Origin of the sequence: Bacillus cereus group sp. MG4, assembly GCF_040460055.1 — a bacterium.
Taxonomy (GTDB): domain Bacteria; phylum Bacillota; class Bacilli; order Bacillales; family Bacillaceae_G; genus Bacillus_A; species Bacillus_A wiedmannii.
Window position 1 is genome coordinate 1431370 of the sequence record NZ_JARVGZ010000001.1, and the last position, 24275, is coordinate 1455644.

Consider the following 24275-nt stretch of genomic DNA (forward strand, 5'->3'; position numbering starts at 1 on the left):
CATAAATGAAGATACCTACTCATTAGATTCCAATGAGTTCTACATTATTCAATTACCATTTTTATACATTAAAAAACATATACAAAAAAGCTGCGGGGATACCGCAGCTTTTACATTTACAAGGCATGTGTAATAACATATGAGGAAATAAGCCATAAAAACGGATGGCAATCCCCTTATTACACGCTTTATAAAGTATTGTAGGTATCTTCATAGGTTTCGAAATAAATCCATGACAAAATTAGGGGTATGATATACATAAAAATCCCCTGGTCTTATCCGATTTATTTCATTAAATTTTTCCTATTTAGTACCTACCGCACTCACAAAAAGCACCTCTCATTAATTTATATTTTAGTCATTGAAATCTAATTTACTGAAATCATCATACTATATGTTTTGTGAGAAGTAAAGGTGTCAGACTATTCCCCTGCAGATTGTAAAGCTTTCATATAATCAACCTTTTTCTCAAGGGCCTTTTTTGCATCTTCAGCCGTTACTATATAATCTATCGCAATATGTAGTAATACATCCTTATTATCATTTGGCAACTGAATTGTTATATCATCCACACTACTTTTACTATCTTCAATCGTTTTATTAAATTCCTGAATACTTCTCGCAACCTCCGCTAATGTCTCCATATGTGCACGGTTGTTTACATCTAAAAAGATATTACTTTTGAAAACTGCAGTAACATAATGCTTCGGATGTTGCTTCGCTACTTTTTTCTCTTCATTCTTACCGAAAACAGCGTCCCCTGTTTGCATTTTCTCGAAAGTAAGTATAGTATTAGTCCCTTTTTCTTCATAATATGTATTGAACCTTTCTCTTAAATCGTTCGCTCCTCTTTTTATTTTATAGTTATCGTTCTCTACCTTTGGAGAGGTTCGTCCATCGAACCCTATTTGAAATTGTAAATATGGTTCATCTACTTGCTGTACATAAGCTGTTCGTGTGTTTGGACCTAAAAAATCCTTACCTTGGTCGGCTATTTCAATTCGATCTAGTTTTACAGAAATACCATGCTCCGATTTTGTATAACTTTGTGCTTTTTGTTCAATTTCTTTATCCGATATATCACATGATGTTAATAGTAATAAACTAAACATTATGCTATATTTCATTATTATTCTTTTCATATTGCCTCTCCTTTTGCTACTACTGCCTATATAGAAATGTCCTTATGGATTTTAAATTACGATTTATATAAAGAATTTCTTCTCATAACCACAAGTGTAAAAATACCCATTTATTATCGCTTTACACTTATAGTGTAAAGCAAATATAATATCTATTTAAATCACGTTAAAAACATACTAATATTTAGTTCTATAGCAATCACAATACAGTTTTTTATTGTATCGAACTTTAAAGTAATAACTTTAATTTCGCTGCGAAAAAATTAAATAAGCGCCTCCGCTATTGCGAATGTCATTTACTTTCCCTAATACATTTAATAATTATGACAAGCAATCATAGGAGGTTACTATATGAGCGAACAATACATCATTTTACATGGGCCTGCTCTTGAACCAAATTTAATTGGCCCCACACTACCACCAATTCCACCATTTACATTTCCGACCGGACCTACTGGAATGACAGGACCTACCGGAATTGGAATAACTGGTCCTACTGGAGTTACAGGGCCTACCGGAATTGGAATAACTGGTCCTACTGGAGTTACAGGGCCTACCGGAATTGGAATAACTGGCCCTACTGGAGTTACAGGGCCTACCGGAATTGGAATAACTGGCCCTACTGGTGCAACCGGTTTAGGGATTCTCCCCGTATTTGGAACAATAACTTCTGAAATAGGTATCGGTTTTTCAGCAGTAGTTAATACAAATGTTAATTTTACCGTTCCAGGACCTGTTAGTGGAACTACTCTAAACCCAGTAGACAACTCCATTACAATTAATACCACTGGTGTATACGCTGTATCCTTTTCAATCGTATTTGCGATACAAGCTATCTCATCTAATATATTAAATCTTACAATAAACGATTCTATTCAATTCGCAATTGAAACACGAGTTGGTGGTGGTTCTGGGGTAAGAGCTACATCCGCCAGAACTGATTTATTCCCTTTAAACCAAGGGGATGTTCTTCGAGTACGAATAAGAGAAGCCACGGGTGACATTATTTATTCCAACGCATCTCTCGTTGTTTTAAAAGTCGACTAGTTCATTTATGAAAATAAAAATTTAAGAATGATAACAATATAAAAAGAAGAGGAAGACTTATATTTCAGTCTTCCTCTTCTTTTTATCACCAATTCACTGCTGAACATATATGGAAACTGATCCTCCACTTACATGGAACTGCCCCCATCCGTCCTTATTAATTGTTACAGTATTTTTTTGATTACCCGTCATATCATACCATACTTCCCCTGCGTTATCCTTTCCAACTTCCATCCACTTTGATCCTCCTGGCCCATCTGAGATTAATGTCGCTAGACCAGAATCCGCATGTATACCATCACCTTCTCTTGTCCAGCCAATTACATCTGGATGGTCTAAATAATCACGCTGCTTACCATATGCAAAGTTTTTTCGTGCCTTCAAAATCGGATCAATTTTATCTTTCAACGCTGGAATTTCATAACTACTATTTCCGTTTGTCCCATAGTAATCACCATAGAAAACTGAAGGATAACCCTCTGCACGAGTTAAAATAAATGCATATGCCAACGGTTTAAACCACGGACTTACTACAGATTCCAATGACTGTCCAGGCTGAGAATCATGATTCTCAACGAGAGTAACTGCAAGTGCAGGGTGATTTTGCATTACTGTTCCATTTAAAATATTTCTCATATCATAATTCCCATTTCCTTTTGAAGCATAATGAAAATTGTAATGCAGTGGTGCATCAAATACAGATTGATTATAATTGACTTTTGCTAAATAATTATTTAAAGTTTGGATATCATTTTGCCAATATTCAGCCACCGTAAACATTTCTTTCCCTGTTTGCTGTCTGACATGATTTACCCAATCGCGTAAATATTCATGATCAATATGTTTAACAGCATCTAAACGAAATCCATCTAAATTTAATTCATTCGCATACCACGTCCCCCAATTTTTCATCTCATTCGCAACATCTGGATGATCAAAATCAAGATCTGCATACATCAAATAATCATAATTTCCATTCTCGCTAGACACTTCCCAGTCCCATGCTTTACCTATCCCCCTAAATTTATAAATTCGATTTAATTTCCTCCCTTCATCCCAATCCGTTCCGTCAAAATGATACCATTTCCATTTAAAATTAGAATAAGTATCTCCGCGCCCAGGAAAGTTAAATCCTGTCCATGCATTAATTTCATAATCACCTGATACCTCAATATTTCGATTGTTACGGTCCACCTCAACAGCTGTTACATTTTCAGTATAATCCGCTCCACCTTTATGGTTCATAACTACATCGCCGTATACATCGATGTTTTGCTTATGTAAAGCTTCAATTGCAGATTTCAATTGTACTTTCGTCCCATATTTTGTCCGCACCGTTCCTTTTTGATTGAATTCCCCTAAATCATATAGATCATACGCTCCATATCCTACGTCATTTTGCGTAGTTCCTTTATATGCAGGCGGTATCCAAACAGATGTAATTCCTTTTTGAGCTAAATTTCCAGCATCCGAATGCAAGCGGTTCCAAAGATTCCCATCATTCGGAGCATACCACTCAAAATACTGCATTAATGTTCCATTGTTAACCGTCTCTGCATACGCTTTACTCCCCTCATATACACTAGGTAAAAACAAAACAACCGACAAGCCGACTACTGTTATTTTTTTTAACATATTTACAACATCCCTCCCAAGAAAACGTTTGCATAGTTTATCGGAATTATTATAATATTCGTTCTAAGATTAGTAAAGTAGCAATCTCTCATTCTCCCACATTATTTTTTAGTCTAACTTCAAATATTCAACAAATACTTCCACGTAGTTTTCATTTCACATCTTATTCAAGATTGTTTACAATTTATCTATAAAAGCATAACGGAGGGATTTCTATGACCGACTTTCAAAAACAATTTTTTTCAAGATTACATATAGAAGAACAACACAAAGTTTCATTTGAAGATTTACCTAACATTATGTACGCAATGGCACAAACTGTCCCTTTTGAAAACTTAAATATTCTCGAAAACAACTTTACAAAAATATCAAAAGAAAATCTAAAAGAAAAAATTTTAATAAACAACCGTGGCGGTCTTTGTTATGAACTTAATCCTACTATGTACTACTTCCTTAAAGACGCTGGATTTGATGTTCATCTCGTTTCAGGAACAGTGTACAATGCTGCAAATTCTATATGGGCTGTTGATTCTGGCCATATCGCAACCGTTTTAACACACCATAATGAACTTTATTTAATTGAAGTAGGATTCGGATCATACTTACCTCTTTCACCTGTCCCTTTCTCAGGTGAAATCATTCACTCCGCTACAGGAGATTATCGTATTCGTAAAGAAATGACCGAAAAGGGAAACTACATGTTAGAGATGCGTAAAAATAATGAGTTTTTGGACCAATCTTCTGCTGATGATTGGACGTTAGGCTATGCATTTTATATAGAAGAAGTGAATGAAGAAAAAGCAAATGCAGCACAAAAAATTATCGTTGAACATGAAGGCTCACCATTTAACAAAGTACCTCTTATTGTAAAACTAACTGAAGATGGGCATGCATCTTTAACAAAGGATAGTCTGACAATAGCGAAAAACGATAAAAAAACGAAAGAAAATGTTACAGATGTACAATATAAAAATCTTTTACATTCAAAATTCGGAAATACATTATAATTTTTTAAGCATTACTATTTTAGCAAGGCTTTTCAATTTTCAGCAGGGATTTTTTGCAATTTGTTGTATTTCATAGTTATATAGGAATATAACTACATATTTAGAAAGGAAATGATTATGACAGAACTTAAAGATCGACTACAAGTAGATGATAAGGAGAAATGGGATTTAACGGATATATACCATAGCATTGAAGATTGGGAAAGTGATTTTCATAAAATTGAAGTATTAACGAAAGAATTACACGAGTTTAATGGAAATATTTACGATGGCAATAGCTTATTAGCCTATTTAACAAAGAGTGAAGAAATTTCTAGCATAATATCTTTAATGTTCGCTTATGCACGATTACAATCTGATCTTGATACGCGTGATACTGATGCCCAATCTCTTGTCGATAAAGTGTCACAATTACACGTAAAAGTAAGTGCGGCTAAATCTTTCTTTTCTCCATTCTTACTTAGCGTAGATGAAAACACATTACATTCTTACATAGAAGAAGCAGAAGGCTTACAATATTATAAAGAAGACTTATTTGAATTATACCGTTATAAAAAACACGTATTAAATAAAGACCAAGAAGAGATTTTATCACAAATGGGTGAAGCACTTTCCTCCCCGCAACATACATATGGCATGTTAAATAATGCAGATATACTATTTGGTGAAGTGAAGACTGATGATGGAGAAAAAGTTACTTTAACGCGCGGCATGTATGCAAAGTTAATAGAAGATGAGGATCGCGAAAAACGTAAGGAAGCCTATAAAGCTTATTACAAACCATACGTACAATTAAAAAATTCTATTGCGTCTACTTTATCTGCTGCTATTAAAAATAATGTTACTGTTTCAAAGCTAAGAAACTATCCATCAGCTTTAGAAAAGTCATTATTTGGCGACATGGTTCCGAAAGAAGTTTATGAAAATTTAATTGAGACGACGAAAAAAAATATTCAATCACTACATACTTATAATGAACTTCGAAAAGAAAAATTAAATGTAGATGAACTACGTCAATACGACTTGGGCGTTGACTTAGTAGCGGGTGTAAAACAAGACATTCCATATGACAAAGCGTTTGACATCATGATCGAATCACTAGCTCCATTAGGTGAAGAATATATTGAAACATTAAAAAGCTTTAAAGATAAACGTTATATCGACGTGAGAGAAACGCCAGGAAAACGTTCCGGCGCTTATAACTTTGGTGTATACGGTGTTCATCCTTTCATTCTTTTAAATCATCACGATGATTTAAATAGCCTTTTCACTCTTACTCATGAATGTGGACACGGTATGCATACGCACTACTCACACGGATACCAACCAAGAATTTCTGCACACTATACTATTTTTGTTGCAGAAGTCGCTTCTACAGTAAATGAAGTGCTACTAATTCATCATTTATTAAAAGAAGCAAAAGATGCTAATGTACGTAACCATTTAGTAAACCATTTCATCGACAAATTTAAAGGCACTTTCTTTACACAAATTATGTTCGCTGAGTTTGAAAAAATCACTCATGAAATGGCTCAGCAAGGTAAACCATTAAATGCTCAAGTCTTTAGCGAAGTTTATGAAAACTTGTTTAGAGAGTATAATGGCGACTCCCTCGTATTTGACGAAGAAGTAAAATACGGCTGGGCTAGAATACCGCATTTCTATCGTCCATTTTATGTGTACAAATATGCAACTGGATTCGCTTCTGCAATCCAAATTGCCGATAAGTTATTGAGTGGCGATCCAAATACTCAAAAACATTATATTGAATTCCTTAAAGGTGGAAGTTCTGACTATCCATTAAATCTACTGAAAAAAGCTGGTGTTGATTTAACTACGCCAGAACCGATTGAAAGTGCACTAAATCGTTTCAGCTCACTTGTTGAAGAGTTTTCAGCATTATAAAAAGCATGCAGAGTATATACTCTGCATGCTTTTATCATTTGAATTACTTTATCCTCATTCTATTCTCACAACTACAAAACAAATTTGTGTCACATACTCTTCTATTAAAGAATCACATTCAGGTCCCTTTATATAAACTTCATATGGATGACCATCTATTATATAACCGTTCTTGTCCACCCACTCTTCTAATGCCATATAAGCATAACCTATATAGTCATAGCTACCATAATGTATAGTAGTAACAATTTGATGTTGATGTATCTTTTTTATCTCGCATCCTTGTAATCCATCTGTACCGTCCTCATCCATAATCGGAATTCTTAATTCAATATCGCTGTGATCCGGCATAAATTCTTCATCATAAAAAACGGTATAAGGAGAACCTACTATTTGCAAACTATTTTTTTGTACTTCTTCATATAAATCATAAAAATAATCATCCATATGATCTATATCTATTGGTAACCTTTGAGCAATTACGGTTATTTCATTTCTCGTTCCATTTAATATATCGTAATTTCTATGGCGAGCAATATTTAAAGCATGATTCATGTTGACCATTTCATTGATTTCAGAAATAACCTGTAAATTTTGTTTCACCTCATGAGACAACTCGATAATTTGTGCTTGCATATAGTGAATAAATGAATCTTGATCTGATGACTGCAGAATTACTTTAATTTTCGGCAAAGGAAACTTGTACTCCCTCAGCTTTTTTATTTTCAAGGCTATCTCTAGCTGCCCTTGCTCATAATACCTATATCCATTCACTGGATTTACATATGCCGGTTTCAATATTTCCTCTTTATCATAATGTCTTAACATCCGTGTACTCATTTTACAAATCCGTGAAAACTCAGTAATTGTATACATATACTTACCCCTTGAATACATTTTCTTATACGCTTATTTTAAAACCAATCAAAAATCTTCCTTACTGAAAAATCTCCATTCTGATTTTTCAAGCTCTTTATTTTTGAAGGTAGCAAATGATGAGGACAGTACCACGTTAAACAATTTATTGCGCCTCCCATTGTTGATATTTCTCCTACATGAATTTGAATAGCTTGTTTCTCCGTATGTTGTTGAATATATCGTAAAACTTCCCTATCCTTAGCTAATCCAAACTTAGGAACGTAAATCGTTTCACATGTTTCTAACATATTTATATACAAACCTTTTGCCGATGCTATTTCTTGATCATATTGTCCCTTTTCTGTATATGACGATGGAACAACTATAAATTTAGCTTCTGGCATTTGACCTTGAATAATCTCTTGAACATGATATCTAAATTCATGATCCCCTAAAAAATCACTAATAAACATCGTATGTTCATCAATAAATTTAACCATTCCGTCTGCGTGTGCAAGTACATCTCCTTCTTCAGCAGGAATAATTATAATTCGGCTCACATCTAAATCCCACTCTAATTGCTCAATAATTTCCTCTTCTGTCCAATCATCATTATCATCAAATATGCGTTCTGTTAATATAACCGTATCTTTTTTATTCCAAATAAGATTACCACCATCTAATATTAATGGGGACTTCACATATTCAAAGTCGTTCTTTTTCAACCATTTATTAAATTGTTGATCTAAATATCGCCATTGATCTTTCGGTAAGTAATTTGGTTGATATTTAAATTTAACTAAATGATTTGTGACGACTGGTGCAACATCTCGTAGCCAAATATCATCATACTCAAAAAAGCTTGTATGAAAGTCTTGCTCTTCAACAGATAAAGAAACAAGTTGATCAGTAAATGATTTATTTTCATTTAAATATTCATTAAAATAAATCAGATCTTCATAAAACGGACGATAATATTCATTTGATTTATCTGGTATTGCGGTAAAAATAATTCCATTTTGTTTTTGTTCCATACTATTTACCTCGCTTTTTTTATAATAATGGATTAGCCCGCTCTTCCTCACTACCTCTCACTTTTCATTACAACTTTTGAAACGTGCACATTTCTTGAATGGATTATAGCACGGGGAAATATTATATATTTATATATAAAATATATAGCCGTGGTTAAGCGAAAAATTGACTCTTGACAGAATTTCAAAATACAATAATAAAAATTTATATGAAAGTATGAAATTGAATAGTAGAATCATAAACCCTATCATTATGAAGCTAGTTAATATTATTCCTTTCAATGCCCTTACTCTCTTTTTACAAAAAATAAAACATGACAAAATAGGTAAAGGTAACAATGTACCTATTTTGTCCAACAGTTACTACATTTCAATCGATTACTTCAATTGAATCGGTTGTTGCTGTGTAACACAATGAATCATACCGCCATTTTTATAAAGTTCTCTCACATCAATACCAACTACTTTACGATCTGGGTATAATTTCTGAATCGTATCATTTGCGATTTTATCATTTGGATCATTATAATTAGGCACCAATACAACTGTATTTCCAATATAATAATTGATATATGACCCCTTATAATCGAGAGTTTTTCCATTTTCTAATACAACTTTTTCTTTACTAAGCGGTAAGTATTCATACTTATATTTCTTTCCTGAAGCATTTTTCGCATCTAACAATGTATCCATATCTTTATTAGATAAACCCCATTCGGCTAGGTCATCTTCTTTCATCGTTACAATGGTAGATTTATTATGGAATTTAGCAAATCCATCAATATGAAAGTCCGTAATATCTAAATTAGGCACTCCGTCTAACCAAATAAAGTTTGACACCCCAAGATCACTTATATACTTTTCAATTTCTTTTTCCGATAAATCAGGATTTCTATTTTTATTCGTTACCGCGCTTCGAGTTAATAACGCAGTCCCATTGCTGTCTAATTCAATTGCGCCGCCTTCAAGAACAAATTTCCCCCAATCAATTCTTTCAACCCCTGCTTGTTTACTAACATTTTCACGTATACGAGCATCATTTTTATAAGGCGTTTTCTTTCCCCATCCATTAAATGCTGGGTCTAATATTTTTAAATTTTTATTATTGTCATAAACAAAAATCGGTCCACTATCTCGTGCCCATACATCATCAGTAGGAGCGATAAAGAAATTAATTTTATCCATATTCAGTCCTTTTTCTATTAAAAGCTTATTGATTCGCTCTTTCTCCTCCTCATCGTTTGCAACAATGTGGACTTTCTCACCCTCAGTTAAAGCACTTGCCATCTTAACCCAAATCGGTTCAACTTCCTGCTTATATTCTTGACCATATGTGTATTCATGAGGCCATTGCAACCATGTACCTTCATGCTTATCTTTTTCATCTGGCATCGTATATTTCCCAACTTTTTTCTGTACCTCTACTTTTTCATTCTCTTTCCCTTTTACATTTTCTTTGCCACCTTCAAAAGAACAACCACTAATAATCGTTGTAGATAATGCACTTATTAAACAAAACTTTATTACTCTTTTCATTTTTCCAACCTCCTGTTCTTGTCTCCAATACTGTAAAGTTTCACATAGTGTGAAGCTCAAGCTTTTTCTTCAATGTAAAAATTTCCAATTATTCTTTACATTCATATCATTTAACTACCTATATGTATTTATTCCACTATCTTCCTTACCAACTTATTTAGCACGCTGAACTTTACGAAATAAAAAAATCGGTATTGATAATTACATATCAATACCGATTTACAAATTATTATTTTCCTTCTATTAAATCATTCGTCATTTTCCTAAACTCCTGATTAAACGTATCATTCATACCATTTTGTACATTAGAGAATAATATTACAAACGTTCGTTTATCCCGGTTAAAATTATTAAATGTATTCCAACCAGCTAATACACCATGATTATGATAATAATCTGGATTAGTATAGAAACTAAATCCATATTTTCTTACAGGTGATGCAGTAAACATATCTGATACACTTTGTTTAGAAATCAACTTTCCATCCATAATAGCCTCATCTAATCTTTTCATATCTTCAACAGTCGTATACATTTCACCACACCCATACAGCCAATTCATTTTTAACCGAGGTGCAGCTATTAACTCGTTATCTTTTTTCGTATAACCTTCTGCTAAGAAAATATCTTCAGGGAGAGTTGCACCCATTCCAGATTCATGCATTTCAACAGGCGTAAAAATATTTTCTTTCACATATTCAGCGAGCGGTTTATTCGATATCTTTTCTACAATATACGCAAGCACCATATAATTATAATCTGTATATTTCCACCCAGTCCCTGCAGGAAATTGCAATTTTTGTGCACCAATCCACGTTACTAACTTTAATCGTGACGCCGCATCAACCCTACCTTGTCCCTGATCTGGCAACCCAGACGTATGTGTTAACAAATTTCGTAACGTAATGTTTTTATCTGCCGGAAATGATGGAATATACTTATTTACATTGTCTTCAATATTTAATTTCCCTTTTTCTTTTAGCTGCATAATAGATATTGCAACAACTGTTTTCGTAATAGAACCAATGCGATATTTCGTTCTTGGCGTTGTTACTACTTTATCTTTCACATTCGCGTACCCATAACCTTTTCGTAAAATTACATGATCTTTACTTGCTACAAGAACACTCCCATTAAATCCTTTATCTTTTAAATATTGATCTAGTTTTCCAGCTGCAACTTCATAGCGCTTTTTCTCATTCGCATCAACTTCTTGCATATCGCCCTTTTTCTTACTATTTAAATTAGAAAATGCCTTTATATCATATTTCTTACCGTTATTTGCATATATTAGCGCAACGACACTCCCACAAAAAATAGCAAAAATAAAGAAAACAATTAACCATTTCTTTAGCATAATAGGGACCCTCTTTTATCTAGTTTCACTTAACGTACATCCATTCTATTCTATATCTTTTAATTTTCAAATATTTTATAATACTATCTATTATTCACCTAAGTGAACGAGATTCCTTTTTCTCATATTCAGTTTTGGGCTACTCTCTATTGTATTTCTTTCTTGCAAAATTTCCACCTTACAATCGGATACACCCTACTATAATTCCAACAGCTTATGTAACATTTGTTACACATAATAAGAAACGGAGATGTTACGATGAAAAATACTGATAAACGCAATCATTTAAATGATAGGATGTTTCATTACAGGGTAACAAAAAAACATAGTTTTAATTGAATATTACGGAAAATAGATTATAATATTAAAAGGAAATGACGCTGAAAAGTTTTTATACAAAATAAATCATGCACATAACGATACAGAAAAACAACTCATTATGGCTAAAGTGACAGGCAATTTCAAAAGGGACAATAAACGTTATTGAAAACAAATATCATTTATATTTTGATTATACAACATATAAAAAAGAAATGTCGCTCATTCGGCATTTCTTTAGACTTTCTTCATAAAAAATTTACATTGCTAACTTTCTTTTTTTGTTTTTACTATATAAACTCACTGCCGAAATACTTAGTACTACCACTATACACAACCACGCATACGTATACCCTTTCTCATCCACAATATACCCAAATAAAACAGGTGCAACAATAATAGCAATCTGGTTTAATGTAAGTGCCCAACTAACTGTTATCCCAATAGACTCTTCACTTGCACATTCAGCAACTTCGACGATAAAAAGACTAAACCATCCAATTGAAAAGAAGCCTAACAATGCACTTACACCATACAATACTCCACTCGTTACTGTATGTATGCTTATTACTAACAATAGAATCAAACTGATAGAAGCACAGACAGCTATAAATAAAGGCATGCGCCGATTCCCCTTATAAAACAAATCACTACTAGCTGCTAATACAACACGGCCAATCATCCCAGAAAAGAACATCACTGAAAATACTGTTCCAGCAACAATATATGTAATGGATTGTTCTCTTACTAAAAATTTCATAAAGTGCCCAACTAACACCATTTGTAATGAAATCATACAAATACCCGTTATATATATTGGGTACAACTCTTTCTTACATATCACTACTTTTAGCTCCGTCCAAAAAGAAATTTTAATATATTCTTTCCTTGCTTCCGCCTGAACATATGGCTCTTTATAAAAGATAAAAAATAATAATCCTCCAATTATACAAATGCATGCAATACTATTTATTGCGTAAGTCACATTATATTGTATTGTAAGAAATGGGACTAGCACTCCCGCTAACGCGCCACCAATCGGTATACCAGCTTGCCTTATTCCCATCGCTAATCCACGATTTTCTTTTGGGAACCATTTCAAAATCACTTTACTTCCTCCTGGCTGGGAAACACTATAAAACATTCCTACTAATAAAAGTACAAATAATAGCCCCTTAAATCCACTTACTATATTAGTTAGTAAAAGCGAACCTCCTAGCAAAAATGAACTGATAGAAATTAATAATTTTTCATTATATTGATCAAGTAACCGACCGACAAAAAGCATACAAAATAGCGGTCCTATATTTACAACACTGACTAACAATCCACTCTCCATATTCGTAAGCCCATATTCTTCTTTCCAAAATAAAGCGAAAGCTCCGACACCATACGTTATAAGTGTCGCTGTTGTTTGAGCAACCGTCGCAAAAATTAACATAACCCATTTATACGTACTATTCATCCTTTCTTCGTTTAACACAATCATCCCTCCATCCCCTTCCATTATATGAAAGTTCTGATATCATATAAAATAAAGATTCATCATATAATCCATCAAAAAAAATGATACCTTTTCGGAGGGATGATACGTGGACATAAAAGATTTAACTGTATTTTACGAAGTTGCGAAGGAAAATAATATTTCTCACGCAGCTAAAAATTTAAACTATGTACAATCAGGCGTAACAATGCGTATGAAACAACTAGAAAATGAGTTAGGTGTTCCTTTATTTTACCGTAACGGAAAAGGTGTAACTTTAACTTCTAACGGTGAGATTTTATTCACATACGCCAAACAAATTATCCACTTAATGGATCAATCTATAAAAGCGGTTCAAAGTAATGGCACCGAACCAAAAGGCACGTTAAAAATTGGATGTACAGAATCTACAACTGCGGTCAGGCTGCCATCTATATTAACGGGCTATTATGAGAAATACCCAAAAGTCGAATTAATTTTAGAAACAAATACGACCGAACAACTAATTAGGCTAGTGCTAGAACGAAAACTAGACGGAGCGTTTATAGCTGGATCTACTCAGCATACCGAACTTCATACAAGTGTATTTCGTGAAGAAGAATTAGTTCTCATTAGTAAAAAACCTTTACCCTCTCTTACAGACATAGAAGATATGAATTTACTCGCTTTTAGTCACGGTTGCTATTATAGAAGTTTATTAGAAGAATGGCTTCAAGAAGAAGACATCTCGCCTAAACGAATATTAGAGTTCGGAACAATTGAAGCAATACTCGCCTGTGTAACATCAAATATGGGCGTAGCAATTATGATGAAATCTATTTTAAATGGTCATGCACATAACTTATCATTCAACCCTTTACCTAATAGATTCAAAAAAGTTCCTACTACTTTTATTACTAGAAAAGATATATATCACTCAGCTGCATTACAAAAATTTATGGAGATGATTTAACAATGCGTGAAAAGAAAATACGTGGGATGAAGCTTAAAACTGAAACAATGATACAACGAATTAAAGAGTATACGAATACATTCCCTTCTGCTTTCTATGACGATGAATATTGGTATATGCCTTTACCAGTTTCACAAGATTTTATCGATTCTCCTAAAACACCTAGTAAAGTAAAACGTTTATGTATTCAAACCCTAATAAATCGAGTAAATCATTTAATAAAGATAAAACCGAGTGATACACATACATATCGAGTTGTTGCTTTGATTTCTATAGAGAATTTATGGAAATCGCAAATCATCGTATTTAAAAACGATGACTACTTTCAAAATTTTTTTAATAGAAATAATGAATTTCAAAAATGGATTCCTCTTTCAAATGAGTCTGATTTTTGGAAGTCTTGGGGATTTTCAATTTGCCCTCCCTTCCAAATCTTGCACTTCCAAGAGATCATTTATGATGAAGGTGAATGCTATGAAAAAGAAATTTGGTTTATTGGAGAATTAACTTAAAAGGGGAACTTTCAAATTAAAACCTTCCCTTTTTCCACTTAATAAAATCGCTATATAATGAATTTATCATTTTACTATATAGGAGGTTTTCAAATGGTAATCCCTAAATATCCTGATGTCCCTACTCTTACGAAAAAACAAATCGATCAAATTACAGAAATTACTTTTCTAAAAGAAATAAAACCACAAAAATGTGATGCCATTTTCGTTTTCGGCGGTTCTCATCCTGGCAATTGGCAAGCTCCACTAAAAGCTTATCAACAAGGTTTGGGAAATCAAATTATCGTTACAGGCGGTACTAGTTTGCATGGTATGAAACATCCTAGCTGGAATTACGGGGATTTGTCAGAAGCAGAAGTAATTGTAAATAAAGTAATTGTAAATAAATTAATTGAACATGGCGTACCAAAAGACGCTATCCTATTCGAGACAAACTCCCTCCATTCTATCGCTAATGTAATGGAAGCAAAAAAGATTTTTGATTTCACAAAGATTAATCGGTTACTCTTTGTTTGCAAAAGTTTAGGAGCTGGTCGGCAATATAGAGTATTAAAAAAACATCTATCTAAAACTGTTACTTGTATTCCATATACATTTGATACAAGTTTTGATGGTGATTTTATAATTAATAGATATAATTGGATGGAAGATGAAAAGAGTCGCTCTATGATTTTTGGAGAATATTTGAGAAATATTTGCTACGGCAGAAAAGGCGGTATTGAGCCACCTGAAAAAGAGGTTCATGGTCTAGAAGAATATGTATCCTATTACTATAATCTAGCATAATAGAAAAAGGTATACCCAAAACGTCGGTATACCTTTTCACCTATTTATTTTTCCTTTAGCACACTATGTAATCGATCCGGATAATTTGTAAACATCCCTGTAGCACCCCATTTAATTAACAATCTCATATCTGGTTTCTCATTAATTGTATAAGGATGTATTAACAGTCCATTTTTCCTAGCCATTTTCATATATGACTCATCAATAATTAATTCTCCATTGTCATTACGTAAGTTTGGCCCAATACCGACTGCATACTTTTTAATTTCTTGAAAATCTTCATTTGTTACACTTTTCGGTTCATGTGTAATGCCAGACCATTCAACAATCTCATTGTTTTCATTTGGATAATACCAAAGCAGTTGAACTAACGGAATATTTTTATTCATACTATGAATCTTTGTTAAACTATCTTTACTAAATGATTGAATCATAACACGGCTAGAAGACATGTTTTGACCTATTAAATTATATTTTTTTAATAAAGCTAACAATTTCTCTTCCATTCCTGGATACACATCTGGTGATTTTGTTTCAATGTAATACTTCATGCTTCTTCCGTACTTTTGGAAGATTTCTTCAAGAGTTGGAACTTTTTGACCACCATACCCTTGCTTAGCCTTTTCTGGATAAGCTTTATTGAACCAAGATCCTGCATCTAAGCTCTTTATTTCACTTAATGTTTTATCTCGTACTTCACCTGTACCATTTGTAGTGCGGTCAACTGCTGTATCATGCATTGCAATCAACTGGCCGTCCTTAGTTAACTGAATATCTAACTCCAAATAATCCGCTTTCATTTTTTTTACAAGATCATAAGAAGCAAAAGTATGCTCAGGTGCATGTCCACTTGCTCCGCGATGTGCAATATTTAAAAATTTATTCGTATTCCATTCATGCTTCCCTTCTGCTTTTGCATGAACAGCTCGCCCAGCAAAGATACTTCCCATCATAAAGAAAATAACTAATACGCTAATAATTTTTCTCATCCTTCTAACCCCTTCCTACGTTGCAAATTTCAACAAGTTAATGAGATTTACACGAAATAGAAGATACACTTTCATTATTTTTATAAGCCTATATTAAAATTCCAATCTTACAAATATAATTCTCCTATGTTATTACTATACTATTTATTTTCCATATCCCTCCTATTCACATGTAACTTCCTATTGATTACATTTCATCAATAAAAAAAGCCATAAATTATTTAGAGGACACTTCTGTATCCCTAAATAAATTTATGGCTTATCTCAAATATCTCCGGCCTCGATTAACTTGTCGAAATTAATCATACCAAACCTATTAAAATTTGTGAATATTTTTTAAATAGATAGTTTCTACGCTAAAGCAGCTGGCGGCATTAATTGTGGCCCTTTCCCCATACGCGCTAATGCCCAATCATCGTAATACCACATTTCCGTTTGACGACGACTCATCATATAATCCCATCGTACTTCACGCTCAAATTCGATAATTTGTCCTTCTCCGCCAATTGTTACCCAGTTAAAGCTGCCGTTATTATGCATCATTTTTACCCATAAAACAGGGAAAGTAACAATTTCTCCTTCATTTTTATACTGTCTCGTTTGTTTTTCTATACGAAGTAAAGTTAAACCACTTGCATATTGTTGATCAACCTTTTCCATTACATCCATTGCTAATTTTTCAGCGTCATCTTTATGAGGCAGTTTATTTGAGTGTACTGGCATCATATTCGTATAGCTTAATAAACACTTACCATTTTGAGAGGTAATGGTTGTAATATGAGAACCACCGTAATGTAACGGTTCTTCTGCTTGATAGCGCTTGATGTAAACTTGTACATCGTCACGTAACTCTTCATGCTCCCGTACTAACTTTACATACTTCGGAAGTGGTAATAACATTGAAACTTCCTTACTACAATTTTGAAAAGTATTATATTGATTCGCCATTTAACATCTCTCCCTTATATATAATTCTTCTGGAACATGTGCAAGAAATTCCGTTAGCTCCCCGGTATAATATACATATAATTCATGCATCGCCCTCGTGCACGCTGTATAAAATAAATTGCGTTCAGACTCTCTATAATAACTTTCATTAGAAGCATCAAATATAATAACCGCGTCAAATTCTATCCCTTTCGCCAAATAAGCAGGGATAATAACAACGCCTTTCTCATACGTTGTATTCTCTTTTTGCACGAGTTGGACATGTAATGTATCTCCTATTAACTCCATAAATTTCATACATTCTTCATTTGTTTTACAAATAACCGCAATTGTTTTATAGCCTTTCTCTTCTAACTCTTTCACCTTAAGAATCATATTTTCTACATGCTTTCGTTCATCACTTACTTTTATATAAACGGGCTTCTTACCATCCCTGTTAAAAGCTTTAATATCATTTCCATTTGGAATCATACACTTTGTAAATTCAATGATCGGTTTTGTCGATCGATAACTACGGTTCAGGTGGACTGTTTCCACTTTACGATTTGCAAATAATGTGGAGATAATATTATTCTCTCTATTTTGATCATGCGAGAAAATATTTTGATTACGATCACCAAGTAACGTCCATTTCGCCTTCGGAAATAGTCGTTTTAGAAATGCGAATTGAAATGATGTATAATCTTGCACTTCATCAATAAATACAAACTTCACAAGATGATTCGTTTTAAAACCTTCAAGTATCTCTTTTAAAAACAAATACGGCGTAGCATCTTCATTTGCTAGCTGTTGATTCTTCAAACGCTTCACTGTTTGCTTACATATATCTTCCCAGCAATCTGGTACAAAAATATCTTTCTGCGTGCTTTCAAATAACTGCTGAAAAATCGCAGGATGATTTACAAAAGCGAATTTTTTCACCTTTCTACGTAACGAACGAAAATGTTTCTTCACTACATATTTCGTTAATAACTCATGTTCCTTCTCATAATAATCAAATTGATTATCTTTCTCTATTTTTTCATATATGCGATTGTAATCTTCTTTATTTAAATACTGAACTTCTTGTTCTACCCAATCTTTTTTCGCTTCTATCTTTTCAAATTCATGTAACTTCCGAAGAACCCATTCCATTGTAAGTTGCATTCGATTCGCTATAGCAACAGTCATGTCTAGACTATAAAAATACGCACATATTGATTTTGCCTCTATGAGCACCTCACCTTTACATGTAACATCATGAAATTGTAAACCTTTTTCACTTAAGCTTCTCGCATATTTCTCGAGTAGTCCCATAAATTCAACCGAGGATTTATATTGAATTCCATTTACTCTAGTTTCATACGTACTTTCATGCTTTTTCGTTAATACGTATTCTAACTGCGCAAATGAGTCTTCTACAGTAAAGCTTTTTCCAATCATATGTTCCACATACGCTTGAAAAGTCGTTTGTTGCATATTTTCTTCCCCAAGCTCTGGCAAAACGTTTGCAATATAGCTATTGAACAACTCATTCGGAGAAAACAGCAACATTTGATCCGCATGAACCGTGCCGCGGTAATGATACAATAAATAAGCAACTCGCTGTAATGCTGCTGAAGTTTTCCCGCTTCCAGCAGTCCCTTGCACAACTAACACATCACTTTTATCGTTTCGAATAATTTGATTTTGTTCTCTCTGTATTGTCGCTACAATACTTTTCATTTGTTCACTCGCATTTCTTCCAAGTGCTTCTTGTAATAATTCATCACCTATCGTCACACCTGTATCAAACATACTTTGAATCGTCCCGTTTCGAATCATGTATTGACGTTTTAAAAGCAAATCACCTGAAATCGTACCCATGGGCGCTTTATACTGGGCCCTCCCTAAAGTGTAATCATAATAAAGGCTCGAAATAGGTGCCCGCCAATCGTATACTAAAAACTCACCATTTTCTTTATCATAAAAAGAGCCGATACCGATATACATTTCATCGGTATCCGCTTCAGCATCTTCTTTAAAATCAATCCGCCCAAAATACGGCGTTTCTTTTATTTTCGTTAAAAGGTTATATTCATTTTTCGTATGACGATGTGTATGTTCTCTTTCAGCAAGAAGCTCTGCCTCTTGCCTAATACTCGCCGCCGTTTCAACCGCTTCTTTAATATTATCTATATTTACTTTTACATCTTCCCAAAAGTTTTTTCTAATACTAACAATTTCAGACTTCACCGAACCAACTCGACCATCAAGCTCTTTCAGTTCCTCGTCTACTTTTTCAATAACTACATTGACACGTTGTTGCTCTTCTTTATAATGACTCATATAATCTCCCCTTCTCCTACTATTTGAAAGCCTTATATGATACGTAACTTTTTACTTTAGAAAAAGGCCACTGGCAACAATTTCCCACGACTTTCGAAACTCTTCGTTTATCCTCTCTTCTTTCCATCTCTCAGAAAAAGCAGGATGATAAAATGATGAAAGTAGCCCAAATACAGTATGCGCTAAAAACAAACCATCTTGTTTTTTAATCTCATCGCGCTCTATCCCAAGGTTTATCACTTTCTCCAGTTGTCCAACTAATCTTTCTTCATGTTTTTGAATCACCTTATTCTTTTGCTGCACTAACGAACTATTCAATGTAAATAACTCTTCGTTTTCAAATAGCTCTTTCTTTTTAAGCTGAAATAAGCAAAAGAACCACTCTTGTAAAACGTTTTCCGTCTCTCCATCTTTTTCCGCAATTTTCTCAAGCTGATCCGAGTACTTAAGCAGCCACCTTTCTAAAATAGCATCACGTAGCGTGGCCTTACTCCGAAAATAAGAATATAAAGCCGCATGACTAACATCAAGTGACTTCGCAATACTAACAAGTGTCGTCCTACTCCATCCATATTTCATTAACTCTTTTTCCGCTGCATCTAAAACAACATTTGTCGTTAGCGCCTTATCTGTCATTTTTTTCACCGTCCATTTTGTTTACATAATAATATTATTTAAATAACAACTTACATTTTTTATTATTTGTAAGTTGAGTACAAAAAAATACTATTTCAATTAGGTTATAAGATTAACATATCCTCTTTCAACTTACAATATTTTTATTTTGTAAGTTGAAAGAGGATATAAGAATTGCCTTATATAAGACAATCCTTCCTAGTTACTTAAAAATTACACAATAAATGATTCATTACTTCTTTAAGCACTGTATCTAGATTTACTATCTCTTTTTCCGAACGCCATCCTATAAAGCCATCTGGTCTAATTAATACAGCTCCTCCATTCTCTATCCCATATAATTCACAAATAACATTTTCTTGAGCAATAAAGTCTCCGCTTAACCCTACTCGATACACTTTAATATTTATTCCTAATTTAGATGAAACATCTTGTGCAGCTTCAGCCCAAGAACTATTGTCTACTCCAGTAAGTAATACAAAATTGTTACCAAATAAGTCTAATATAGAAGCTTCTTTCCCTTTATACATCCCCCAAAAATGAGGTGCTCGCGTTCCGGGTCTTCCATTCAACTCAACGGTATCCATTCTATGTGGAGTGGCTGAGTCATCTATTATTGCTTTTGAACAATACTGATACCCAACAGTTACAGCTAAACCATCCATATTATTCGAACTACCTTCTTCTCTATTCGCAGCACGGAATAATAAACTACTCGCATAATTCGTCGTTAATTTTGCAACAGGATATCTCTCTTCATGATATGTTTCTAACAATTTTGGCTTTGCCTTTCCCTTTATAACAGCCGCTAATTTCCAAGCTAAGTTATGCGCATCTTGTATGCCTGTATTTGAACCAAATCCTCCTGTTGGCGGCATAATATGTGCAGAATCGCCAACTAAAAAAATGCGATTATCTTGAAATTTTGTAGCCGTACTTTCACTCGCCTCCCACGGTAAAACACTTACTATTTCTGACTCAACATTTGTGCTTCCGATTGCGGTTTGAATAATTTGTTTACAACGTTTTAAAGTGAAATCCTCTGGTCGTTCTCCTTTTAATGGATCGTAAGCTACATGATAAATCCATTTTTTTACGTTATCGACTGGAATAAGTGCACCGAGTACCTCCGGATGAAGTACCATAGAAAAACCAAATGCGTCTCCTTGTATAAATTCGCTTAAATCAGCTTCAAAATAAATATTCATATAATAGCCACCGATTGTACCTCGCCCTTCGGTATTTATCCCTAGCTGCTCACGTATTTTACTTTTTGCCCCATCTGCTGCAATTACATAATCACAATGAATAATACTTTCTTCTTCCGTTTCACGATTCCGAATCGTAGCTATTACTCCGTGCTCATTTTGTTCATAAGAAACTAATTCATGATAAAAAGATAATTCTCCCCCTAATGTTCTCGCTTCTTGTAACATCATCTCTTCTAAAATAATTTGATAACAAGCCGTTTGTTTTGATGGACTAATCTCTTCTATTTTTTGAAGTAACTTTTCATCGTTTCCATACTGAGCGGTCCTCATTTTTGCCAATTCTTCCTTATTCGCCTCAGCTATTGTATGAACTGCTATTCTTCCTCGGCAATTTTCTAACGCTTTACCCGCCAATCTAATTCTTTGTTCTAAACCCAATTCTCGAAATAACTCCATCGTACGAAAAGTGATTCCACCTGCTTTTGGATGAATTGCAGTAGACTGGTGCCTTTCAAGCAGTAAATAATTAATGTTATGTTTTGCAAGAAATAGCGCAGATGCTAACCCTGATAATCCTCCTCCAATAATTAAAACTGGTACGTAATTCGATTTCATATATTTACCCTCCACATCATTGTTCTGAGCTCAGTGATATAAATATAATCAAAAAAACAACAAAGATATAGACTTATATTTCATTTTGAATTATCATATAGATAGATTACGCCCCAAATTACTTTTACTTTTTCATACAACTATAATCTGCTTGAATTATGCGTGTATGAAAGAGTAAAACGAAAGAAATCCCTTTAGTAGACAACAAAATAATGAAAACATTATAAGCGGTCGTAACCCTAAAAATTATAAAAGGTTACGACCGCTTAATTTTTTTGCTCAATGGCTTAACCATTCTCATCTGTAAACAACGTATTATTAAATACTTTTCTACCCCCTATCACTTTCGACACATAAAATTTCATTCGTCTCGATTTTCTTTCCCAATATTGCAGCTCATTCAACAATCATGTAGCATTACCGTATCGCTGTAATGGTTCATCACCTTAAACCTTTCGACTAATTACCAGGAGGTAAAGTGATTGAAATGAATAAACAAGAACAATTAAATGTTATAAAAAAAGATTTTATTGATTCTCAAAAAGTATTATTGGCAATTGGCGATGAAACACGTCAAGCGATTTTGTTTGTTCTCATGGAAACGGAATGTCAAACCGGATTACGTGTAGGAGAAATTACGAAACAGACACACCTTTCTCGACCAGCTGTATCACATCACCTTAGAATTTTACGAGAAGCCGGTATTATTTTAATGCGAAAAGAAGGTACAAAAAACTTTTATTATATTGATATACGTACAAAATTAGGTTTATTAAAAAATCTTGTATTAGATATTGAAAAGCTATTGCACAACTATTATTGAAATGTGGAGGCATAAGAAATGAAAGCAATGGTAATTGATAAATACGGGAAAGTTCCAATGCGTATGGCAGAAGTACCTACTCCTGAAATAAATGAAAATGAAGTGCTCGCAGAAATTCATGCAGCTAGTATTAATCCAATTGACTTTAAAATACGCGATGGAAAAGTAAAGATGTTACTTAAATATGAAATGCCCCTAATTCTTGGGAATGACTTTTCCGGTGTTATCGTGAAGGTTGGATCAAAAGTAACTCACTTTAAAGTCGGTGATGAAATATATGCACGTCCAAGAAAAAATAAGATTGGCACTTTCGCGGAATATATAGCCATTCATGAGGATGATATAGCCTTAAAACCGAAAAATTTAAGTTTTGAGGAAGCTGCTTCGATTCCACTCGTTGGCTTAACATCATATCAAGCGTTACATGACATTATGAACTTACAAAAAGACCAAAAGATTTTAATTCACGCTGGATCTGGCGGTGTTGGTACTTTCGCAATTCAGTTAGCAAAAATAATGGGGGCCACTGTTGCAACGACCGCTAGTGAAGCTGGTGCGAATTTAGTAAAGTCTCTTGGCGTAGATAAAATTATTAATTACAAAACAGAAAAATTTGAAGATATACTAACAAATTATGATGCGGTATTTGATACAATCGGCGGAACAACACTTGAAAAATCATTCAATATTATAAAAAGCGGTGGCAACATTGTTTCCGTTTCAGGAATGCCAAATGCTCGATTCGGTAAAGAATTTGGTTCAGGATTTTTTAAAACACTCTTATTTTCATTAGCAAGTAGAAAACTTACTACACTTGAAAAGAATCATAATGCGCAATATTCATTTTTATTTATGAAGCCAAGCGGCGATCAATTACGCACTATCGCAAATTATATTGAGGCTGGAAAAATCAAACCAGTAATCGATCGAGTTTTCCCTTTTGAAGATGCTCAAAAAGCAATGGAATATTCAGAGGCTGGAAGAGCAAAAGGAAAAATAATCGTAAAGATTAAGTAATAATAAAAACTCCATTTTTTTAAAATGGGGTTTTTATATTTACTGTTAAATAGACATAGTGCAATGAAGTCCTTACAATAGATTGCAAGGGGAAATATTATATTATACTTTTAGTTAACTTTACAAAGAATACATACGTACAAATACATAATTTAAA

At 33.6% G+C, this 24275-nt stretch carries 20 protein-coding genes and 1 pseudogene; 9 read left to right on the plus strand and 12 right to left on the minus strand.

What is annotated here, in order from left to right:
- Positions 1–422: 422 nt before the first annotated feature.
- On the minus strand, positions 423–1142 hold the full coding sequence (locus QCI41_RS07610) for a hypothetical protein (protein WP_353837738.1): 720 nt from the start codon (positions 1140–1142) through the stop codon (positions 423–425).
- 351 nt (positions 1143–1493) lie between these two features.
- Between QCI41_RS07610 and betA the strand changes: the two genes are divergently transcribed.
- Positions 1494–2189, plus strand: coding sequence for a collagen-like exosporium glycoprotein BetA (betA, locus tag QCI41_RS07615; protein WP_353837737.1), 696 nt, complete (start codon positions 1494–1496; stop codon positions 2187–2189).
- A gap of 93 nt (positions 2190–2282) precedes the next feature.
- Here the strand turns inward: betA and amyS are convergent, their stop codons facing one another.
- On the minus strand, positions 2283–3824 hold the full coding sequence (gene amyS, locus QCI41_RS07620; protein WP_353837736.1) for an alpha-amylase: 1542 nt from the start codon (positions 3822–3824) through the stop codon (positions 2283–2285).
- 215 nt (positions 3825–4039) lie between these two features.
- On the opposite strand from amyS, the gene QCI41_RS07625 reads away from it, so the two are divergent.
- Together QCI41_RS07625 and pepF are read left to right on the plus strand one after the other, a co-directional pair.
- Positions 4040–4831, plus strand: coding sequence for an arylamine N-acetyltransferase family protein (locus tag QCI41_RS07625; RefSeq protein ID WP_353837735.1), 792 nt, complete (start codon positions 4040–4042; stop codon positions 4829–4831).
- A 117-nt stretch (positions 4832–4948) separates the two neighbouring features.
- Positions 4949–6736, plus strand: coding sequence for an oligoendopeptidase F (pepF, locus tag QCI41_RS07630; RefSeq protein ID WP_353837734.1), 1788 nt, complete (start codon positions 4949–4951; stop codon positions 6734–6736).
- Positions 6737–6790: 54 nt separating this feature from the next.
- Here pepF and QCI41_RS07635 read toward each other — a convergent pair whose 3' ends face one another.
- The 4 genes from QCI41_RS07635 to QCI41_RS07650 form a co-directional block, all read right to left on the minus strand.
- Positions 6791–7612: a MerR family transcriptional regulator gene (locus QCI41_RS07635; protein WP_353837732.1), complete on the minus strand. Its 822-nt coding sequence runs from the start codon at positions 7610–7612 to the stop codon at positions 6791–6793.
- Between the two features lie 38 nt (positions 7613–7650).
- Positions 7651–8628: an agmatine deiminase family protein gene (locus tag QCI41_RS07640; protein ID WP_353837731.1), complete on the minus strand. Its 978-nt coding sequence runs from the start codon at positions 8626–8628 to the stop codon at positions 7651–7653.
- A 378-nt stretch (positions 8629–9006) separates the two neighbouring features.
- Entirely contained in the window at positions 9007–10164 is a 1158-nt protein-coding gene (locus QCI41_RS07645) for an agmatine deiminase family protein (RefSeq protein ID WP_353837730.1), read from the minus strand.
- A gap of 229 nt (positions 10165–10393) precedes the next feature.
- Entirely contained in the window at positions 10394–11521 is a 1128-nt protein-coding gene (locus tag QCI41_RS07650; protein ID WP_353837729.1) for a serine hydrolase domain-containing protein, read from the minus strand.
- Between the two features lie 258 nt (positions 11522–11779).
- Between QCI41_RS07650 and QCI41_RS07655 the strand changes: the two are divergent.
- Positions 11780–12008: pseudogene (locus QCI41_RS07655) on the plus strand (hypothetical protein).
- 90 nt (positions 12009–12098) lie between these two features.
- On the opposite strand, the gene QCI41_RS07660 reads toward QCI41_RS07655, so the two are convergent.
- Positions 12099–13346: an MFS transporter gene (locus QCI41_RS07660; RefSeq protein ID WP_353837728.1), complete on the minus strand. Its 1248-nt coding sequence runs from the start codon at positions 13344–13346 to the stop codon at positions 12099–12101.
- 85 nt (positions 13347–13431) lie between these two features.
- Here QCI41_RS07660 and QCI41_RS07665 point away from each other — a divergent pair, with 85 nt between their 5' ends.
- The 3 genes from QCI41_RS07665 to QCI41_RS07675 all read left to right on the plus strand — a co-directional run bounded on the left by QCI41_RS07665 (position 13432) and on the right by QCI41_RS07675 (position 15572).
- The gene (locus QCI41_RS07665; protein WP_353837727.1) at positions 13432–14274 is read left to right on the plus strand and encodes a LysR family transcriptional regulator; all 843 of its coding nucleotides are present in this window, start codon (positions 13432–13434) and stop codon (positions 14272–14274) included.
- A 2-nt stretch (positions 14275–14276) separates the two neighbouring features.
- The gene (locus tag QCI41_RS07670) at positions 14277–14786 is read left to right on the plus strand and encodes a DUF3916 domain-containing protein (RefSeq protein ID WP_353837726.1); all 510 of its coding nucleotides are present in this window, start codon (positions 14277–14279) and stop codon (positions 14784–14786) included.
- A gap of 93 nt (positions 14787–14879) precedes the next feature.
- The gene (locus QCI41_RS07675) at positions 14880–15572 is read left to right on the plus strand and encodes a YdcF family protein (RefSeq protein WP_353837725.1); all 693 of its coding nucleotides are present in this window, start codon (positions 14880–14882) and stop codon (positions 15570–15572) included.
- A 44-nt stretch (positions 15573–15616) separates the two neighbouring features.
- Here the strand turns inward: QCI41_RS07675 and QCI41_RS07680 are convergent, their stop codons facing one another.
- From QCI41_RS07680 to QCI41_RS07700, 5 genes are all read right to left on the minus strand, one after another.
- The gene (locus QCI41_RS07680) at positions 15617–16561 is read right to left on the minus strand and encodes a glycerophosphodiester phosphodiesterase (RefSeq protein ID WP_353837724.1); all 945 of its coding nucleotides are present in this window, start codon (positions 16559–16561) and stop codon (positions 15617–15619) included.
- Positions 16562–16912: 351 nt separating this feature from the next.
- Complete coding sequence (locus QCI41_RS07685) at positions 16913–17509, minus strand: hypothetical protein (RefSeq protein WP_353837723.1); 597 nt, start codon at positions 17507–17509, stop codon at positions 16913–16915.
- The gene (helD, locus tag QCI41_RS07690) at positions 17510–19816 is read right to left on the minus strand and encodes an RNA polymerase recycling motor HelD (RefSeq protein WP_353837722.1); all 2307 of its coding nucleotides are present in this window, start codon (positions 19814–19816) and stop codon (positions 17510–17512) included.
- 51 nt (positions 19817–19867) lie between these two features.
- Positions 19868–20452, minus strand: coding sequence for a TetR/AcrR family transcriptional regulator (locus QCI41_RS07695; RefSeq protein ID WP_353837721.1), 585 nt, complete (start codon positions 20450–20452; stop codon positions 19868–19870).
- Positions 20453–20658: 206 nt separating this feature from the next.
- Complete coding sequence (locus tag QCI41_RS07700; RefSeq protein ID WP_353837720.1) at positions 20659–22278, minus strand: FAD-dependent oxidoreductase; 1620 nt, start codon at positions 22276–22278, stop codon at positions 20659–20661.
- 478 nt (positions 22279–22756) lie between these two features.
- On the opposite strand from QCI41_RS07700, the gene QCI41_RS07705 reads away from it, so the two are divergent.
- The gene (locus tag QCI41_RS07705; protein WP_353837719.1) at positions 22757–23101 is read left to right on the plus strand and encodes an ArsR/SmtB family transcription factor; all 345 of its coding nucleotides are present in this window, start codon (positions 22757–22759) and stop codon (positions 23099–23101) included.
- A gap of 18 nt (positions 23102–23119) precedes the next feature.
- Entirely contained in the window at positions 23120–24118 is a 999-nt protein-coding gene (locus QCI41_RS07710; protein WP_353837718.1) for an NADP-dependent oxidoreductase, read from the plus strand.
- Positions 24119–24275 lie beyond the last annotated feature (157 nt).

Bases quoted from the DNA above. Each gene is read 5' to 3' on its own strand.
- QCI41_RS07700 (WP_353837720.1), bottom strand. From the start codon at position 22,278: ATGAAATCGAATTACGTACCAGTTTTAATTATTGGAGGAGGATTATCA.
- QCI41_RS07660 (WP_353837728.1), bottom strand. From the start codon at position 13,346: ATGGAAGGGGATGGAGGGATGATTGTGTTAAACGAAGAAAGGATGAAT.
- QCI41_RS07645 (WP_353837730.1), bottom strand. From the start codon at position 10,164: ATGAAAAGAGTAATAAAGTTTTGTTTAATAAGTGCATTATCTACAACG.
- QCI41_RS07650 (WP_353837729.1), bottom strand. From the start codon at position 11,521: ATGCTAAAGAAATGGTTAATTGTTTTCTTTATTTTTGCTATTTTTTGT.
- QCI41_RS07685 (WP_353837723.1), bottom strand. From the start codon at position 17,509: ATGGCGAATCAATATAATACTTTTCAAAATTGTAGTAAGGAAGTTTCA.
- QCI41_RS07695 (WP_353837721.1), bottom strand. From the start codon at position 20,452: ATGACAGATAAGGCGCTAACGACAAATGTTGTTTTAGATGCAGCGGAA.
- QCI41_RS07625 (WP_353837735.1), top strand. From the start codon at position 4,040: ATGACCGACTTTCAAAAACAATTTTTTTCAAGATTACATATAGAAGAA.
- QCI41_RS07610 (WP_353837738.1), bottom strand. From the start codon at position 1,142: ATGAAAAGAATAATAATGAAATATAGCATAATGTTTAGTTTATTACTA.
- QCI41_RS07670 (WP_353837726.1), top strand. From the start codon at position 14,277: ATGCGTGAAAAGAAAATACGTGGGATGAAGCTTAAAACTGAAACAATG.
- betA (WP_353837737.1), top strand. From the start codon at position 1,494: ATGAGCGAACAATACATCATTTTACATGGGCCTGCTCTTGAACCAAAT.
- QCI41_RS07635 (WP_353837732.1), bottom strand. From the start codon at position 7,612: ATGTATACAATTACTGAGTTTTCACGGATTTGTAAAATGAGTACACGG.
- helD (WP_353837722.1), bottom strand. From the start codon at position 19,816: ATGAGTCATTATAAAGAAGAGCAACAACGTGTCAATGTAGTTATTGAA.
- QCI41_RS07675 (WP_353837725.1), top strand. From the start codon at position 14,880: ATGGTAATCCCTAAATATCCTGATGTCCCTACTCTTACGAAAAAACAA.
- QCI41_RS07680 (WP_353837724.1), bottom strand. From the start codon at position 16,561: ATGAGAAAAATTATTAGCGTATTAGTTATTTTCTTTATGATGGGAAGT.
- QCI41_RS07710 (WP_353837718.1), top strand. From the start codon at position 23,120: ATGAAAGCAATGGTAATTGATAAATACGGGAAAGTTCCAATGCGTATG.
- pepF (WP_353837734.1), top strand. From the start codon at position 4,949: ATGACAGAACTTAAAGATCGACTACAAGTAGATGATAAGGAGAAATGG.
- amyS (WP_353837736.1), bottom strand. From the start codon at position 3,824: ATGTTAAAAAAAATAACAGTAGTCGGCTTGTCGGTTGTTTTGTTTTTA.
- QCI41_RS07640 (WP_353837731.1), bottom strand. From the start codon at position 8,628: ATGGAACAAAAACAAAATGGAATTATTTTTACCGCAATACCAGATAAA.